The organism is Stenotrophomonas sp. STK17_22, from assembly GCF_051983905.1.
Classification (GTDB): Bacteria; Pseudomonadota; Gammaproteobacteria; order Xanthomonadales; family Xanthomonadaceae; genus Stenotrophomonas; species Stenotrophomonas maltophilia_A.
Genome location: NZ_CP197010.1, coordinates 338,374 through 354,714, shown reverse-complemented (window position 1 = coordinate 354,714; position 16,341 = coordinate 338,374). Strand labels below are relative to the sequence as shown.

The 16,341-nt window shown below is 67.2% G+C and carries 16 protein-coding genes; 8 read left to right on the top strand and 8 right to left on the bottom strand.

Annotation, left to right across the window (positions count from 1 at the left end; genetic code table 11):
- Window positions 1-2: 2 nt before the first annotated feature.
- Both dut and coaBC read right to left on the bottom strand, forming a co-directional pair.
- On the bottom strand, window positions 3-476 hold the full coding sequence (gene dut / locus ACSYS9_RS01585; RefSeq protein ID WP_049462166.1) for a dUTP diphosphatase: 474 nt from the start codon (window positions 474-476) through the stop codon (window positions 3-5).
- Complete coding sequence (gene coaBC / locus ACSYS9_RS01580) at window positions 473-1,735, bottom strand: bifunctional phosphopantothenoylcysteine decarboxylase/phosphopantothenate--cysteine ligase CoaBC (protein ID WP_049462167.1); 1,263 nt, start codon at window positions 1,733-1,735, stop codon at window positions 473-475. Before coaBC ends, dut begins: the two co-directional genes overlap by 4 nt.
- A gap of 228 nt (window positions 1,736-1,963) precedes the next feature.
- Between coaBC and ACSYS9_RS01575 the strand changes: the two genes are divergently transcribed.
- The 4 genes from ACSYS9_RS01575 (at window position 1,964) to ACSYS9_RS01560 (ending at window position 6,095) form a co-directional block, all read left to right on the top strand.
- Window positions 1,964-2,590, top strand: a complete 627-nt coding sequence (locus ACSYS9_RS01575; protein ID WP_049399051.1) for a response regulator transcription factor — start codon at window positions 1,964-1,966, stop codon at window positions 2,588-2,590.
- 70 nt (window positions 2,591-2,660) lie between these two features.
- The gene (gene radC, locus ACSYS9_RS01570; RefSeq protein ID WP_032130338.1) at window positions 2,661-3,365 is read left to right on the top strand and encodes a RadC family protein; all 705 of its coding nucleotides are present in this window, start codon (window positions 2,661-2,663) and stop codon (window positions 3,363-3,365) included.
- A gap of 114 nt (window positions 3,366-3,479) precedes the next feature.
- Complete coding sequence (gene argS / locus ACSYS9_RS01565; RefSeq protein ID WP_012478915.1) at window positions 3,480-5,168, top strand: arginine--tRNA ligase; 1,689 nt, start codon at window positions 3,480-3,482, stop codon at window positions 5,166-5,168.
- Between the two features lie 21 nt (window positions 5,169-5,189).
- Window positions 5,190-6,095 (top strand): SPOR domain-containing protein, encoded by a 906-nt coding sequence (locus tag ACSYS9_RS01560; protein ID WP_032130329.1) that lies wholly within the window; start codon window positions 5,190-5,192, stop codon window positions 6,093-6,095.
- A gap of 78 nt (window positions 6,096-6,173) precedes the next feature.
- Here ACSYS9_RS01560 and ACSYS9_RS01555 read toward each other — a convergent pair whose 3' ends face one another.
- Window positions 6,174-7,136, bottom strand: a complete 963-nt coding sequence (locus tag ACSYS9_RS01555; protein WP_132808894.1) for an IS110 family transposase — start codon at window positions 7,134-7,136, stop codon at window positions 6,174-6,176.
- 317 nt (window positions 7,137-7,453) lie between these two features.
- On the bottom strand, window positions 7,454-8,206 hold the full coding sequence (locus ACSYS9_RS01550; RefSeq protein ID WP_019337645.1) for an SDR family NAD(P)-dependent oxidoreductase: 753 nt from the start codon (window positions 8,204-8,206) through the stop codon (window positions 7,454-7,456).
- A 117-nt stretch (window positions 8,207-8,323) separates the two neighbouring features.
- Between ACSYS9_RS01550 and ACSYS9_RS01545 the strand changes: the two genes are divergently transcribed.
- Window positions 8,324-8,791, top strand: coding sequence for a DUF1456 family protein (locus tag ACSYS9_RS01545; protein WP_005411992.1), 468 nt, complete (start codon window positions 8,324-8,326; stop codon window positions 8,789-8,791).
- Here ACSYS9_RS01545 and ACSYS9_RS01540 read toward each other — a convergent pair.
- Window positions 8,760-9,647 (bottom strand): LysR family transcriptional regulator, encoded by an 888-nt coding sequence (locus ACSYS9_RS01540; protein ID WP_049398095.1) that lies wholly within the window; start codon window positions 9,645-9,647, stop codon window positions 8,760-8,762. The genes ACSYS9_RS01545 and ACSYS9_RS01540 overlap by 32 nt on opposite strands.
- Window positions 9,648-9,791: 144 nt before the next feature.
- Between ACSYS9_RS01540 and ACSYS9_RS01535 the strand changes: the two genes are divergently transcribed.
- On the top strand, window positions 9,792-10,940 hold the full coding sequence (locus ACSYS9_RS01535) for an MFS transporter (RefSeq protein ID WP_219631205.1): 1,149 nt from the start codon (window positions 9,792-9,794) through the stop codon (window positions 10,938-10,940).
- Here ACSYS9_RS01535 and ACSYS9_RS01530 read toward each other — a convergent pair.
- Window positions 10,937-11,635: a TorF family putative porin gene (locus ACSYS9_RS01530; protein ID WP_071229374.1), complete on the bottom strand. Its 699-nt coding sequence runs from the start codon at window positions 11,633-11,635 to the stop codon at window positions 10,937-10,939. The two genes, ACSYS9_RS01535 and ACSYS9_RS01530, sit on opposite strands and share 4 nt — an antisense overlap.
- 179 nt (window positions 11,636-11,814) lie before the next feature.
- Here ACSYS9_RS01530 and ACSYS9_RS01525 point away from each other — a divergent pair, with 179 nt between their 5' ends.
- Window positions 11,815-12,204, top strand: coding sequence for a DUF6165 family protein (locus ACSYS9_RS01525; RefSeq protein WP_049462582.1), 390 nt, complete (start codon window positions 11,815-11,817; stop codon window positions 12,202-12,204).
- On the opposite strand, the gene ACSYS9_RS01520 is transcribed toward ACSYS9_RS01525, so the two are convergent.
- Together ACSYS9_RS01520 and ACSYS9_RS01515 are read right to left on the bottom strand one after the other, a co-directional pair.
- On the bottom strand, window positions 12,149-12,883 hold the full coding sequence (locus ACSYS9_RS01520; protein ID WP_049462583.1) for a response regulator transcription factor: 735 nt from the start codon (window positions 12,881-12,883) through the stop codon (window positions 12,149-12,151). The two genes, ACSYS9_RS01525 and ACSYS9_RS01520, sit on opposite strands and share 56 nt — an antisense overlap.
- A gap of 190 nt (window positions 12,884-13,073) precedes the next feature.
- Entirely contained in the window at window positions 13,074-13,646 is a 573-nt protein-coding gene (locus tag ACSYS9_RS01515) for an OmpO family porin (RefSeq protein ID WP_032130335.1), read from the bottom strand.
- A 210-nt stretch (window positions 13,647-13,856) separates the two neighbouring features.
- Here ACSYS9_RS01515 and ACSYS9_RS01510 point away from each other — a divergent pair, with 210 nt between their 5' ends.
- The gene (locus ACSYS9_RS01510) at window positions 13,857-16,259 is read left to right on the top strand and encodes a S9 family peptidase (RefSeq protein ID WP_071229375.1); all 2,403 of its coding nucleotides are present in this window, start codon (window positions 13,857-13,859) and stop codon (window positions 16,257-16,259) included.
- Window positions 16,260-16,341: the final 82 nt, after the last annotated feature.

Here is a 16,341-nt window from a genome sequence, read left to right as displayed (position 1 = left end):
TGTCAACGCACCCCGGTATGGCCGAATCCACCCGTTCCCCGCACGCTGTCGGTGAAAGTATCCACCACCTGCAGGCTGACGCGGGCAATCGGCACGATCACCAGCTGCGCGATGCGATCGCCCGGCTCGATGGTGAAGGCCTCGCGGCCACGGTTCCAGACGCTGATCAGCAGCGGGCCCTGGTAATCGGCATCGATCAGGCCGGTGCCGTTGCCGAGCACGATGCCGTGGCGATGGCCCAGCCCCGAGCGCGGCAGGATCACCGCGCACAGGTGCGGATCGGCGATGTGGATGGCCAGGCCGCTGGGCACCAGCGCGGTGTCGCCCGGCTGCAGGGTCAGCGCGGTATCCAGCGCCGCGCGCAGGTCCATGCCGGCGCTGGCCTCGGTTGCGTAGGCCGGCAGTGGCCAGCTGTCGCCGAAACGCGGGTCGAGCAGCTTGACCTGCAGCGGTAGGGAAGTGAAAGCCTGGGTCATGCCTGGAGTCTCCGCGCGATCAGCGCCAGCAGTTGTTCGGCCAGCTCACGCTTGGAGGTGGCCGGGAATACCTGTTCACCGTCCTGCCAGAAGGCCGTGGCGGCATTGTTGTCGCTCTCGAAACCGCCACCGCTGATGCCGACCTGGTTGGCGATCACCAGGTCGAGGCGCTTGTCGACCAGCTTGCCACGCGCGTATTTCTCCACGTCGTGGGTCTCGGCGGCGAAGCCGACCACCAGCTTCAGCGACTGGGTCTGCGCGGCGACTTCGGCAAGGATGTCCGGCGTGCGCACCAGCTCGATCACCAGCGACTGGCTGTCGGCGGTCTTCTTCAGCTTCTGCTGGGCCACCTGGCGCGGTGTGTAGTCGGACACCGCTGCGGCACCAATATAGATGTCGGCCGGCAGCGACTTCAGCACGGCATCGCGCATCTGCGCAGCCGAGCGCACGTCGACGCGCTGCACGCCGGGCGGCGTCGGCAGCTGTACCGGGCCGCTGACCAGCACCACCTGGGCGCCCATCGTCGCGGCGGCCGCGGCCAGGGCAAAGCCCATCTTGCCGCTGCTGCGGTTGCCGACGTAGCGCACCGGATCGATGTCTTCATAGGTCGGGCCAGCGCTGATCAGCAGGCGAAGGCCCTGCAGCGCGCGGGTTTCCGGTGCGACAACCGCCGCTGCAGCACCGCCATTGGCAGCCAGCGCGGCAACGATGTCGCCCGGTTCGGCCAGACGGCCGGGACCGGATTCGCCTTCGGCCAGCGGACCGTCGACCGGGCCGATCACCTGCGCGCCGCGCTGGCGCAGCAGGGCGATGTTGGCCTGGGTGGCCGGATGCAGCCACATGCGGTGGTTCATCGCCGGGCAGATCGTCAGCGGCGCGGTACTGGCCAGGCACAGGGTGCTGACCAGATCATCGGCGTGGCCCTGGGCCAGCCGGGCCAGCAGATCGGCGGTTCCCGGGGCAACCACGATGCGGTCGGCCCAGCGCGCCAGCTCGATGTGGCCCATGGCCTGTTCGGCGGCGCTGTCCCACAGCGTGGTGCGGGTGGGCTGCCCGGACAGGGCCTGGAAACTGAGCGGAGTGACGAACTGCTGGGCACCGGCGGTCATCGCCACCTGCACCTGGGCACCGGCGTCGCGCAGGCGACGCACCAGTTCCAGGGCCTTGTAGGCCGCGATCCCGCCTCCGACGCACAACAGCAGTTTCTGACCTTCCAGCGCGCGGGCCTGCGCGGGGGAAGCGTTGGGGGAGTCAGCCACCTGGAATTCCTGTGCAAACGAGGGCGCTAGCTTACCCGATGGTCGGTAATGTCCCGGTGCAGGGTGCACATAGCGGACAGCTATCAGTAGATGGAGCGCGCTGCGCCTGACCCTGGGTTAGCCGGGCATCGGTTTCGGACCTTTCCTATACCTCTGCGGGTCTGCGCTTTTGCAGAATCAGGCATTGGCTGCCGTCTGCCGTGGCCTGTTCGACCTTCGAGGAGCCTCGTGCATCCACGCATCATCATTGCCGACGACCATCCCGTGGTCCTGCATGGCATCCGTATCGTGCTGCAGACCCACCTGATGGACATCGTCGGCAGTGCACGTGACGGCGCCCAGCTGCTGGAGCTGGTGGACCACCACGACTGCGATGCGGTGCTGACCGACCTGTCGATGCCGGGTGACGGCCCGGACGGTCCAGAGCTGATCGACGCGCTGCGCGTGCGTCACCCCAGGCTGCCGGTGGTGGTGCTGACCGGCGCCCGCCATCCCGGGCTGCTGGACGGACTGCTGCGCGAGGGCATCAGTGGGCTGGTCGACAAATGCGCCGATTTCGCCGAACTGCCGCAGGCACTGAACGCCGCACTGGCCGGGCAGGTCTTCGTCTCCCAGCAGCTGCGCCACCACCTGCAGGCGCGCGACCTGCTGTTTCCACGCGAACCGTCGCCGCTGTCGGCGCGGGAACAGGAAGTGCTGGATCTGCTGGCGACCGGGCTCAGCGTGAATGCCGTCGCCGAACGCTGCGGGCGCAGCCCGAAGACCATCAGCCGGCAGAAGGCCGAAGCCAAGCGCAAGCTGGGCCTGCAGAACAACCAGGAACTGTTCGACTATCTGCAGACCCGACGCGGGTGAGGCATCGTCCGACCCGGTGCTGCGGTATGCACCGATGGGAGCCGTCACGCAGGCTGGCGATGATGCAGGCATGCCCATCCATGACTGGCCCGAACAGGAACGCCCCCGCGAGAAGCTGATCGCGCGCGGGCCCACGGCACTTTCCGACGCCGAACTGCTGGCCCTGTTTCTCGGCTCCGGGTTCGGTGGCCGCGATGCCGTGCAGACCGCGCGCGACCTGCTGCAGGCGCACGGCCCGTTGCGGGTGCTGCTGGACCGCCCCGCGCGTGACCTGGCCCGCCTGCCCGGGCTCGGCCCGGCGCGCAGCTGTACGCTGGCTGCCGGGCTGGAACTGGCCCACCGCTACCTGGCTGCCGAGCTGGAACACGGCGAAGCGGTCGGCAACAACCCGGCCGCGGTCGGCCGCTATCTGCAGCACCGCCTGCGCGGGCAGGCCCGGGAGATCTTCATGGCCCTGTTCCTGGACAACCGGCACCGCCTGATCGCCTGCGAGGAGCTGTTCCACGGCACCATCAACGCCGCACCGGTCTACCCCCGCGAAGTGGTGCGGCGCGCCCTGCTGCACAACGCGGCGGCGGTGATCCTCAGCCACAACCACCCTTCCGGCGACCCGGAACCCTCCAGCGCCGATACCCGCATCACCGACGAACTGCAGCAGGCACTGGCGATGGTGGACGTGCGCCTGCTGGACCACTTCGTGGTCGGTGAGGGCCGCCCCGTTTCGTTTGCTGAACGAGGCCTGCTGTCGCCGCCCCAGCCCCGCCTGTTCGGCTGAGCGCCCGCCCTCCGGGCGCCATCGGTCGCCCCCACAGGCAGGTTTCGGTCAGCGTGGCCGCTGGTATCTGCGCTAAAATGGGCGATTCCGCCGCTCATTCTCACAGCAGGCCTCGTGAAAAATCTCCTCCGCGCCCTGATCAGCCAAGGCATCGAAGCCTTGCGCGCCAATGGCACCCTGCCCGCCGACTCCCTGCCGCCGGACTTCGTGGTCGAGCGCCCGAAGACCCGTGACCACGGCGACTTCGCCACCAATGCCGCGATGCTGCTGGCCAAGGCCGCGCGCAGCAATCCGCGCGCACTGGCACAGGCGCTGGTCGAGGCACTGCCGCGCAGCGAGGACGTCAGCAAGGTCGAGATCGCCGGCCCCGGCTTCATCAATTTCCACCTGGCGCCGGCCGCGTACCAGCGTGAAGCCGCGTCGGTCATCAAGGAAGCCCACGACTACGGCCGCAACCTGTCCGGCAATGGCCGCACGGTGGGCGTGGAGTACGTGTCGGCCAACCCGACCGGCCCGCTGCATGTCGGCCATGGCCGCGCGGCGGCGATCGGCGACTGCGTGGCGCGTGTGCTCGACGCCAACGGCTGGAACGCCAAGCGTGAGTTCTACTACAACGACGCCGGCGTGCAGATCGAGAACCTGGCGCTGTCCACCCAGGCGCGGATCAAGGGCATCGCGCCGGACCAGGACGGCTGGCCGGAAGGCGGCTACCGCGGTGAATACATCGCCGACGTCGCCCGCGCCTACATGGCCGGCGCCAGCGTCGATCTGGAAGGCAGCACCGTGGTCGGCGCCAAGGACCCGGACGACATGCAGGCGATCCGTCGCTTCGCCGTGGCCTACCTGCGCAACGAGCAGAATCTGGACCTGGCCGCGTTCGGCGTCGACTTCGACATCTATTTCCTGGAAAGCTCGCTGTACGCCGACGGCAAAGTCGCCGAAGCGGTCGCCAAGCTGCAGGCCTCGGGTCATACCTATGAAGAAGGTGGCGCGCTGTGGCTGCGCAGCACCGACTTCGGTGACGACAAGGACCGCGTGATGCGCAAGTCCGACGGCACCTTCACCTACTTCGTGCCGGACGTGGCCTACCACCTGTCCAAGTGGCAGCGCGGCTACGAGCGCGCGATCACCGAGCTCGGCGCCGATCACCATGGTTCGCTGGCACGCGTGCGCGCCGGCCTGCAGGCGATGGAAGTGGGCATCCCGCAGGGCTGGCCGGAGTACGTGCTGCACCAGATGGTCACCGTCATGCGTGGCGGCGAGGAAGTGAAGCTGTCCAAGCGTGCCGGCAGCTACTTCACCCTGCGCGACCTGATCGAGGAGGCCGGCCGCGATGCCACCCGTTGGTTCCTGATCGCGCGCAAGCCCGATTCGCAGCTGACCTTCGACATCGACCTGGCCCGCCAGCAGAGCAACGACAACCCGGTCTTCTACGTGCAGTACGCGCACGCCCGCGTCTGCAGCCTGCTGCGCCAGGCACAGGAGAAGGGCCTGGTGTACGAACAGGGCAATGGCCTGGCCAACCTCGGCCGCCTGGCCGACGACGCCTCGCTGCTGCTGATGAACGAGATCTCGCGGTACCCGGAAGTGGTGGAGGCGGCCGGCGTGGCGCTGGAACCGCATCTGGTGGCGCAGTACCTGCGTGAATTGGCGCACGCGTTCCACACGTGGTATCACGGGACGCCGGTACTGGTGGAAGACGCTGCGGATCGCAACGCCAAGCTGACCCTGGCCTGCGCCGCGCGCCAGGTGCTGGCCAACGGCCTCGAACTCCTGGGCGTCAGCGCCCCGGAAAAAATGTAAGCATCAGGAGACGCAGTACACATGGCAGCACGACGCGGCAAAAACCAGGCACGACGCAACAGCAGCAGCCAGGGCACACCCGGATGGGTGTGGCTGGTCGCTGGCGTGGCGATTGCGGCCGTGGTGTTCCTGGCGGCGCCGAACCTGTTCAAGGGCGAAGGCGATGGCTTCCTTCGCGCCGGTCCGCAGCCGAACCCGAACGCGCAGCCTGCCCCGGTCGCTGATGCCGACAGCGATGTCGGCACCCAGCCGGCCGCGCAGCCGGCCACGCCGAAGCCGGCCGAACCGGAAAAGCCGGCCGCCACCCAGTACGACTTCTACACCCTGCTGCCGGGCAAGGAAGTTGAAATGTCCGACGCCGAACTGGCCGCCAGCGCGCGTGCCGAGGACCAGCGCCGGGCCAAGGCCGAAGCGCAGCGCGCGCAGGCGGCACTGGAAGGCAAGCCGGTTCCGCCGCCAGCGGCTACCGCGCCCGCACCGACGGCAACCGCCAGCGTGGCCAGCACCGCACCGGTGACCGCCACCAGCCGTCCGCTGCCGGCACCGCTGAGCGAACGACCGGCTGCGGCAACGCCTCCGGCCAGCACGCCGACGGCGTCGACCAGCACCGCCGCCGCCACTCCGGCAGCGCGTGCGGAAACCGCGCCGACCGCGGCCACTACCGCAGGCGCTGCGGCACCGGCTGCCGCTGACAATGCCCGCTACATCCTGCAGGCGGGTGCGTTCGGTGCCTCCGGCGATGCCGAAGCGACCAAGGCCAAGCTGGCGATGATGGGCCTGGCGGCACGCGTGGAATCGGCGCAGATCAACGGCAAGACCGTGTACCGCGTGCGCATGGGGCCGTATGGCAGTGCAGGTGAACTGTCTGAAGCCAAGCAGAAGCTGGATGGCACCGGCCTGCAGGCGATGGCGATCAAGGCACAGTGAGTCTGCCGAAGTGAATGAAAAGCCGGGCACAGCCCGGCTTTTTTTTGTCTGTGTAGAGTCGAGATCCTATGTTCGTGGTCAAGCCTGCTGGAAGCAGGCTTGACCCACCTTCAGCATGGCCGGATCGAAGTCCCGGCCGCTTTTGAAGACACCCCAGGCGATCCTGGCCAGCTTTCTGGCCAGGATGTTGAAGACGGCGGTGCTGGGGTGACCGCGTTTTGACAGCTCGTCGTAGAGCGGTTGCCCCCGACGACACCGCTTGAGCCCCATGGCGGCCATGTAGAGCATCTGGCGCAGCACTGGCGCGCCCTGTTTGGACAGCCGACGCCGTCCCGTTCTGCCGCCAGACTCGTTAGGCCGGGGATCCAGGCCGGTGCAGGCGATCCACGCGTTGGCGTTGGCCAACGGCCAGCGCGTCATGTAGTAAATCAGGTGAGCGGCGACGGCGGGGCCGATACCAGGGATGGTCAACAGGCGCTTGTAGAGCGTGCCATGCTCTCCATCGCGACCCAAGCGCTGCAGTTCGCTTTCCAGCTCGGACAGCGTCCCAGCCAGAGCGCAGAACAGATCTGACAGCTCCCCGGGGGCACTTTTGCTTACCCCGAAGGATTGCTCCAGGCGCGCGCGTGTCTTTACCAGCGTCTGCCGCTTGCGCAGCAAATCGTGCATCTGCTGCTGCTCATCGGTACGCGGTACGTATTCACGCAGGCGATCGTTCTCCTTCTTCACGTACCGGGCGATCGCTTCGGCGTCCATGGCGTCCGTCTTGCCACGCGAGCCCGTCGCCCGGCCGTAGTGCTTGATCAGACGTGGATTGATCACATAGACAACGTGGCCTGCCTGGCCAGCCATCCGAGCCAACAACTCGTAGTACCGCCCCGTCGCCTCCATGCCAATCCGGCATCGCTGGGGCAAGGTGTTGAGCCACTGGGCTATGCCGGCCCGGGTGTTGGCGATCCTGTCGCCGGCCTTGCGGTCGGCCACTGCCGGTACGAACTCCTTGGAGTCCACGTCCACGCCAATATCGAGAGAATCAGACATTTGTACGGCTCCCAGCTATCTTTAAGGGGCTGGGGTGGTACCGCACCGACGTTAGCTTGCCTACATCGACGATCCCCTTTGGGGGCCGTACGATCCTTTATCGACGTTCGTGTGCGGGATGGGGATCGCTCGACTCGTCTGTCGGCTAGTATCCGCAGATGCATGCTTGACGGTCCCTCCACCCTGGCTCCTACATACCGCGTAGGAGCCGGGAGGAACATACAAGCTTGCTCGACTGCCGTTCAAAGCAGTCGAGCAAGCTCGACTCTACAAAGGGCGAAGAGCAGTCGAGCATGGCTCGACTCTACAAATGACCGTCAGCCTTCGCGGGCGACCTGGAAACCGGCGAAGGACTGGCTGACCGGCATCAGTTCCAGGCGATTGATGTTCAGGTGCGGCGGCAGGCTGGCCACCCAGAAGATCTGTTCGGCGATGTCTTCGGCGGTCATCGGGTTGGCGCCGGTATAGAGCTTGTCCGACGCCGCCTGGTCGCCATGGGTACGCACCACGGTGAACTCGGTTTCGGCCATGCCCGGCTCGATCGTGGTCACGCGCACGCCGGTGCCGTGCAGGTCCGAACGCAGGCCGAGCGAGAACTGGCTGACGAAGGCCTTGGTGCCACCGTAGGCATTGCCGCCCGGGTACGGGTAGACGCCGGCCACCGACGAAATGTTGATGATTGCGCCCTTGCGCTCCACCAGCTGCGGCAGCAGGCGGTGGGTCAGGGTCACCAGCGCGGTGATGTTGGTGTCGATCATCGTGGTCCAGTCCGACAACTTGGCGCTCTGTGCCGGCGCAGTGCCCTGCGCCAGGCCGGCGTTGTTGACCAGCAGATCGATCTCGCCGAAGGCCGGCGGCAGTGCCAGCAGCGCCGCTTCCATCGCCACCGGATCGCGGATGTCGAAGGCGGCGGCATGCACCACGTCCTTGCCGTAGCGCTCGACCAGCGGCTGCAGGCGTTCGCCGCGGCGGCCGGTGGCGATCACCTTCCAGCCCGCCTGGGCGAAGCGGTGGACGGCGGCGGCGCCGAAGCCGGACGTGGCGCCGGTAATCAGGACAGTGCGGGTCATCAGGCAACTCCAGGGGGAAAAACCAGACCCCCATTCTGGCACCGTCGGCCGGGGGTTGCGTTGCCTGATCGGCCAGATCCGGCCCCACCTGTCGGGGTGACCGGTACAATTGGGCCCATGATCAACAACGATGTCCTGCGCAGCGTGCGCTACTCCCTGGACCTGGGCGACCACCACGTGGTGACCCTGTGCCAGATGGCCGACCCGGCCTTCGCCGTGGATCCGGAACAGGTGAAAGCCTGGCTGCGCCGCGAGGACGAAGCCGGTTTCGAAGCGATGAGCGACAGCGCGCTGGCGCACTTCCTCGACGGCCTGATCGTGCACCTGCGCGGTCGCGATGAGAGCCAGCCTCAGCGTGCGGTGGAAACCCGCATCGACAACAACCTGGTGCTGAAGAAGCTGCGCGTCGCCTTCCAGCTGCGCGACGTCGATCTGATGGAGATCTTCGCCAGCGCCGGCTTCAACGTCTCCAAGTCGGAAGTGGGCGCCTTGTTCCGCCAGCCCGGGCACACTAACTACCGGCGCTGCCTGGACCAGATGCTGCGCAATTTCCTCAAGGGCCTGAGCCTGCGCCTGCGCGGCTGAGCACGGCCTCGACGAACGCCCGCGCCGCCGGTGTCGGCAGTCGCTGCCAGACCAGGTGCACGCGGCGGGTCGGGGTCGGCTGCAGCGGAATCTGTACCACCCCCTGGAACCCGTCGGCGATCAACGCTGGCACGATGCCAACCGCCAGCCCATGGCGGACGAAGCGCTCGATCAGTTCCATCAGATTGACCTCGAAGCGCACCGTGTGCGGCAGGCCAGCGGCAGCGAAGGCATCGTCGGTCTGCCGCCGCGCACCGGTGCCGCGCGGAAAGTCGACCAGCGCCTCGTCCTGCAGTTCGGTCAATGGCAGCCGCTTGCGGCGGGCCAAGCGGTGCGACGGCGCCAGCACCGCCACCAGGTCTTCTTCCTGCAGCATCTGGTGGCAGACCCCGTCCAGCCCTGCCGACGGCGCCAATCCGACCAGCGCCACGTCCAGCTCTCGCGACTGCACCTGCGCGATCAGGTCCTCGCTCTTGTCGACCCGCAGCTGGAACTCCACCTGCGGGTGCGCCTGCTGGAAGGCCGCCAGCATCGCCACCACATCGATGTCGGTCAGCGAGGAGATCTGCCCGATCGCCAGCAGGCCACGCACCTCGCCAGTGACGGCGGCCACGTCGGCGCGCAGGTGGCGCAGGCTGGCCAGCACCTGGCGTGCATGCACCAGCAGCGCCTCGCCGGCGGCGGTGGCCCGCACCTGGCGCGGCAGGCGCTCGAACAGCGTTGTGCCCAGTTCCTGCTCAAGATGGGCGATCTGGTGACTGAGCGCGGACTGCACCACGTGGCAGCGCTCGGCGGCGCGGGTGAAGTTGCCCTCCTCGGCCAGGGCGACGGCGAACTCGAGCTGCTTGAGATTCACGCAACCATCTCATTTTCAGATGACAGAGATGATGATGATTCATTTCCATCATGACTGCAGCAGGCGGACACTGTGCTCCCCCGCTTCCTCGAACACCGCGTGAGTCCGTCCCTTCCCCCTCTGCACCGCTGGCAGGTGCTGCTGATGTCGGTGGCTACCGGCGTGGCCGTGGCCAGCAACTACTATGCGCAGCCGCTGCTGCACACCATCGCCGATGCCTTCGGTGTGCCGTTCGGCCAGGTCGGCATGGTGGTCACCGCCGCACAGCTGAGCTATGCCGCCGGACTGATCCTGCTGGTGCCGCTGGGTGACCTGTTCGAACGCCGCCGCCTGATCGTGGTGATGAGCCTGCTGTCCGCCGGCGGGCTGGTGATCAGTGCCTGTGCGCCGTCGCTGGCCTGGCTGCTGGTGGGTACCGCGATCACCGGCCTGTTCTCGGTGGTGGCACAGGTACTGGTGCCGTTCGCGGCCACGCTGGCCGCACCGGAACATCGTGGCCGCGTGGTCGGCACATTGATGAGTGGCTTGCTGCTGGGCATCCTGCTGGCCCGCACCGTGGCCGGACTGCTTTCCAGCCTGGGCGACTGGCGCCTGGTGTATGCCATCGCCGCCGGCACCCTGGTGCTGGCCGCGCTGGCGCTGCAGCGCGGCCTGCCGCGATTCCACCACAGCGCCGGCCTCGGTTATTTCGCATTGCTGCGCTCGATCGGCGTGCTGTTCGTGCAGGAGCCGGTGCTGCGCCAGCGCACCCTGCTGGGCGCCTGCAGCTTCGCCATGTTCGCGATCTTCTGGACCCCGCTCGCGTTCCTGCTGGCGCAGCCACCTTACGCCTACAGCGACGCTACCATCGGCCTGTTCGGGCTGGTCGGTGCCGCCGGCACGCTGGCTGCGGGCCTGGCCGGGCGCATGTCCGACCGCGGCCAGACCGGACGCGCCACCGCCATCGCGCTGGTGCTGTTGCTGCTGTCATGGCTGCCGTTGGGGCTGTCGGCACACTCGCTGCTGGCGCTGCTGGTCGGCGTGGTGGTGCTGGACCTGGCCGCGCAGCTGCTGCACGTGAGTAACCAGAGCCTGATCTACGCACTGCAACCGGCAGCGCGCAACCGCCTCAATGCCGGCTACATGACCGGCTACTTCATCGGCGGTTCGCTGGGTTCGCTGCTGTCGGCGCAGGTCTACCAGCGCTTCGGCTGGACCGGCGTCTGCGTGGCCGGTGCTGCGGTGGCCATGCTGGCCCTGCTGCTGTGGCTGCCCGGCGCGCTGCGCGCGCGCCAGGCTTCGGTGACTGACTAGAAGCTGCCCTGCAGCACCAGCTCCCAGCGTCCGCCGGCATTGTCCGGAAACAGCCGCTTCGCTGCGTTGTCGGTGTCATGCACGGTGGCGCGCAGTTCCCATGCCGGGGTCAGCGAGGCGATGGCACTGAGCTGGCCATGCAGGTAATCACGCCCCTGTGCGGTGGCCAGCCAGTACTGGCCTACCGCCGCTTCGAGGCGGAACCGCTCGTGCAGCGGCACCCGCACACCCAGCTGGGCATAGGTGCCGCGATGGCCACCGGCCAACGCGTCGTTGGAATGCGCGATCTGCAACCAGGCGCGCTGCTTCCAGTTCAGGGTGGTATTGAGTTCGGTCCAGTCCAGCGCGCGGCCGGTACCTGGATACACATAGCGGGTCAGGTTGGCATCCAGTGTCCAGTCCGGTGCCAGCGCGCCGGACCAGCCTGCCACCAGGTCGAACTCGCTGCGCGCGCCATTGTCCGGTTTGAACGAAACGTTGGAGCCCCACACGCTGGCATACCAACCCGATGCGACCGAGATCTTCGCGCCCGCCTGCACCGCCGGGTCGCCATCGCTCTGCGAGCTGCCACGCCACACGTAGTCGCTGGTCAGTGCGGCACTGCCGCTGACCTGCACCTGTGCCTGGGCGCTGCCGATGCCGAGCAGCCCTGCCAGGGCGGCCACCACTGCCGCCATCATCCCCTTGCTGTTCACTGCACTGTGTTCCTCGTTGAAGGCGGTTGCGCCGCCGGGAACGCAGTGTCGAGGTGGTGGCCGTAACGGATCGAGGGTGCTGCCGGGCCCGTGGCGCAAATTCGGCGTAAATCCCGTGGACCGGGGGCCGCGTGCCAGCGGCGCGGTATCATGGCGCCTTGTTTCCAGGAACCAACCGCGTGGACGCCATCCTGACCCCGGTATCGATCGGCGAGCTGATCGACAAGATCACCATTCTCGAGATCAAGGCCGAGCGCATCGACGATGTGGCCAAGCTGGCCAACGTCCGCACCGAGCTGGACGGCCTGCTGCCCTTGCTGCAGCAGCAGCTGCAGGCACAGCCGGCACTGGCCGTGCTGAAGCAGCAGCTGAAGACGATCAACGAGCGCATGTGGGATATCCAGGACCAGCTGCGCGACAAGGAAGCAGCCCAGGTGTTCGACGATGCGTTCATCCAGCTGGCGCGTGGTGTCTATGGCACCAATGGCGAGCGCGTGCAGGTGAAGAACGAGATCAACCGCGTGGCCGGTTCGGCGCTGGTGGAAGAAAAGCAGTACCAGGGCGAGTAACGCCGCCTCGATCAGCGTCGATCAGATGGCGGAAACGGAACAGCTCGCCATCGTTGCGGATGCCCAGCTTGCGGTAAGCCGCTCGCTTCTGCGTGCTGATGGTGCTGGCTGTACGCCCACTGCGGCGTGCCATCTCGCCGGTGCTGCAGCCGCGCAGCACCCACTGCAGGACGGTGCGCTCGCGCGTACTCAACCGTGGTGGACGCACGGGCTGCTGGCGTTGCCGGCGGGACTGGTTCAACTGTGCACGCAGTTCCGGCGGCACGAAGCGTCCGCCACGGGCGACCACGCTCACTGCCCGCAGCAGCGTCTGCGGCGCGCAGGCCTTGGACAGGAATCCGCGCGCACCGGCCTGCAGGGCCAAGGACACGACACCCGCGTTGCAGTGCGCGGACAACACCAGGATCGGCACTGCCGGCCAATGGCGTGATAGGTGCCGCAGCAGTTCCAGACCTTCCCCGCTGTCACCGATCGGCAAGGCGTCGACCAGCAGCAGATCGATCGCGGCCGCCTGCTGCTGCAGGCGCTGCAGCAGATCACCGCTGCGACCGTAGCTTCCATCGACCTGCAGGTCCGCCTGCCGGGCCAGGACTTCCTGCACGCCATGCCGCAACAGCGGGTGCGGATCCAGCAGCAACAGGCGGCAGGGAGAATCTCGGGGCGACGGAAACGTGGGCATGGTTGCATTCCTGCAGAACAGGCCACTCACCCTAGGGCGCAGCCGACGCCTGCGGAATCCAATTCGTTGCAATGCCGCCCTTCCGCCGCGCCACGGTCAGGTAGCGTTTGCCCAGCCGGAAACGCAACAGGCCCGGCATGGGCCGGGCCTGTCGAGGCATCTTCGGCGCGCAGGCGCGCCGAGGAAGCAATTACCAGCTGAAGCGCGGGCCGACGGTGTATTCCTTGTCGCCGTCGCGGTTCATCTTCAGCTCGCCGTTCAGGCCCCAGTTCTGGTTCAGCTTGACCTGACCACCCAGGCGGCCGTACCACTGGCCTTCCGGATTGATGCCGTGCTTCTTCGAGAAATCTTCGTAGCCGACCATGCCGTAGACTTCGGCGTGGGCACCGAAGGCGGTACGGATACCGGCTTCAGCGCTGTAACCGTTGAAGTCCAGGCCGTGCTTCTGGTCGCGCTTCTGGTAGGCAACGCGGGCAACGAAGTCGGTGGTCGGAGCGATTTCAACGTTGTAGCCGGCGCCGATCTTCCACTGGTCCAGCTTGATGTTGGTGTGGTCGATTTCCTGGCGGCTGTACTCACCGAAAGCGTGGAAGTTCGGCAGGAAGCCGTACGAACCCTTCACGCCCCAGCCGTCGGCCTTGAACGCGTCGATGTCGGTCTTGGCGTAGTCGGCTTCGGCGTAGTTGTACGACAGGTTCTCAGCAGCCGAGGCGGTGAACGGCAGGGCAGCGGCCAGGGCCAGAGCAATCAGCGAATTCTTCATGGGGGTACACCTTTACTTTCTTATGGTGTGCAGCAGCGCCAGGGCGCCATCGCATCGGGAATGTAAATTCTCCGTTATTCGCCACAACGCTCCCTGAAAACAGCGGTCTTCGCATTGCTGAATTTTTTGCCTTGATTCAGGCTGTCTCTGGCATACGCGCGCGGCGCGCGTGCATTTGTGATTCGTCGTCGATTGCAACAGGAGGTTGCCTTGTACGTTTCCGATCCGCCGCTGGTGCCTGTTCGCGCCGCGCTCCTGGCATGCGCTGCCCTGTTTCCGATCCACGCTGCGCACGCACTGCAGGCCGCTGACTACCAGCGCGCCGAACGCGTGCATGACAGTCACCTTCGCGGTGCGCTGCGCAATGCTTCGGTGCTGCCCCACTGGCTGGCCGATGGGCGCTTCTGGTACGAACGCGAAACCACGCAGGGCCGGCGCCAGGCGGTACTGGTCGATCCAGTCCAGGCCACACGCCAGATCCTGTTCGAACCCGATGCGCTGGACGCTGCGGTTGCACCTCTCGGCGCCAGCGGACCACGCCTGCGCTTGAACAACGTGCAGGTACTGGATGGAGGCCTGCGCCTGCAGTTCAACGGCGAGGCGGCGATCAGCTGTCAATGGCCACGCCTGCAGTGCGTGCCTTCGCAGGATGCAGCGCCAGCGGCCGATGCACTGCCATCGCCCGGCGGTGATGCCTGGCTGCAGGTACGCGATCACAACCTGTGGCTGCACTCGCCCGGAACGGCAGCACGAGCGCTGACCAGCGGCGGTGAATCCAATCATGGCTATGGCGTGCTGCCGGACTTCACCCTGCGCGGCATTCCCCGCCGTCAGGGCCGGATGCCGACGCGGCCGTTCGCGGTCGGCTGGTCACCGGACGGTCGCTACGTGGCCGGCATCCGCTACGACGAACGCGCGCTGCAGGACTACCCCTATCTGGAAAGCAGCCCGGCCAACAGCGCGCGGCCGCGCGTGCATACGGTGAAGCTGGGGGTGCTGGGTGACACCCGGCAGGTGCGCGACAGCGTGTATGTGGTCGACACCCGCAATGGCCAGCAGCATGACATCGCCTTGCCGGAAGGCTGGAACACCCTCAGCGAAGCCGGCGTACTCGGCTGGGACGGCGACCGGTTGTATGCCGTGATCGCGCACTTCGGCGCACCGCGCAGGCTGCGTCTGCTGGAGATCGATGCCAACAACGGTGCGTTGCGCACGGTTCTGGAAGAAGCCAGCGACACCCGCCTGCAGCTCAACGTGTATTCCTACAACCGGCCAGCGGTGGCCATCCTGCCCGGCCAGGACACGGCGGTGTGGTTCTCGCAGCGCGATGGCTGGGGCCATCTATACCGGGTCCGCCTGTCCGACGGCAAGGTGCTGCGCCAGCTCACCCGCGGCCAATGGGCGGTGCGCGACCTGCTGGGCGTGGACGCTGCGGGTGGCTGGGCATACTTCAGCGCCGGCGGCGTCGACGGTGGCGACCCCTACGTACGCGGCCTGTACCGTGTATCGCTGCAGGGGGGACCGGTCCAGCGCCTGGCCGCCGATGGCAACGACCATCTGGCCGATGCTGGCACCGGCGCGTTGTTCGGCGGGCGCGCCCCCCAGGCGCTGTCGCCTGGCGGTGGCTATCTGGTGGATACCGTTTCCCGTCTCGACCAGCCACCACGCACCGTGCTGCGGGCCAGCGATGACGGCCGTGAAGTGATGGTGCTGGAAACAGCCGATAACAGCGCGATCGTTGCTGCCGGCTGGCGCCCCCCACGGCGCGAGCGGCTGCTGGCCGCCGATGGGCGAACGCCGATCTTCGCCACCGTCTACCTGCCCCGCGACTATCGCGATGACGGCCGCTTTCCGGTGATCGACGCGATGTACGGTGGCTCCTTCGTCAGCAATGCGCCGGTGACCTACGCCGAGGCGGTGTCCGCCTTGAATCCGGTGTCACGCGCCAGCCTGACCGAACTGGGCTTCGTGGTGGTCAGCATCGACGCGCGCGGCACCGGTGGCCGCGACAAGGCGTTCCATGACAGCAGCTTCCTGCACGGGGCAGATGTGCAGCTGGATGACCATGTGGCTGCGCTGCGCCAGCTGGGCGAACGCTACCGGGGCATCGACCTGCAGCGGGTCGGCATCTACGGGCATTCGTTCGGTGGTTACAGTGCAGCGCGCGCCCTGCTGCGCTATCCGGCGTTCTACAAGGTGGGCGTGGCCTCGGCCGGCAGCCACAATTTCCAGGGCATGTACGGCGGTGCATTGCACGGCATGGACCGGCTGTTCGGTGGCGTGCTGCCGCCAACACCCCTGGCCGATGGCGTGCCGGCGCCCTTTGCCGGACTCGACAATGCAGCGTTGGCCGGCAACCTGCGTGGGCATCTGATGCTGGTCTATGGCGAACTGGACGAGAACGCGCCGCCGGCGCTGACCCTGCAACTGGCCGCCGCCCTGAACAAGGCCCAGCGCAGCTACGACCTGCTGTACCTGGCCCGGCAGGACCACGAACTGTTCCGCAACGACGCCACCTACACGCACCGCATGTGGGACTACTTCGTGCGCCACCTGGCCGGCCAGCAGCCACCGGAGACGGTGCTGGCGCCGCTGCCCGGTGGGCCGGGCTGAACAGGCGCACACAGGATGTCGATCCACGGCGCCCTGGTTCGTCGGGTACTTGAAGGCCGTGCATGCGGCACGGTCCATCCGG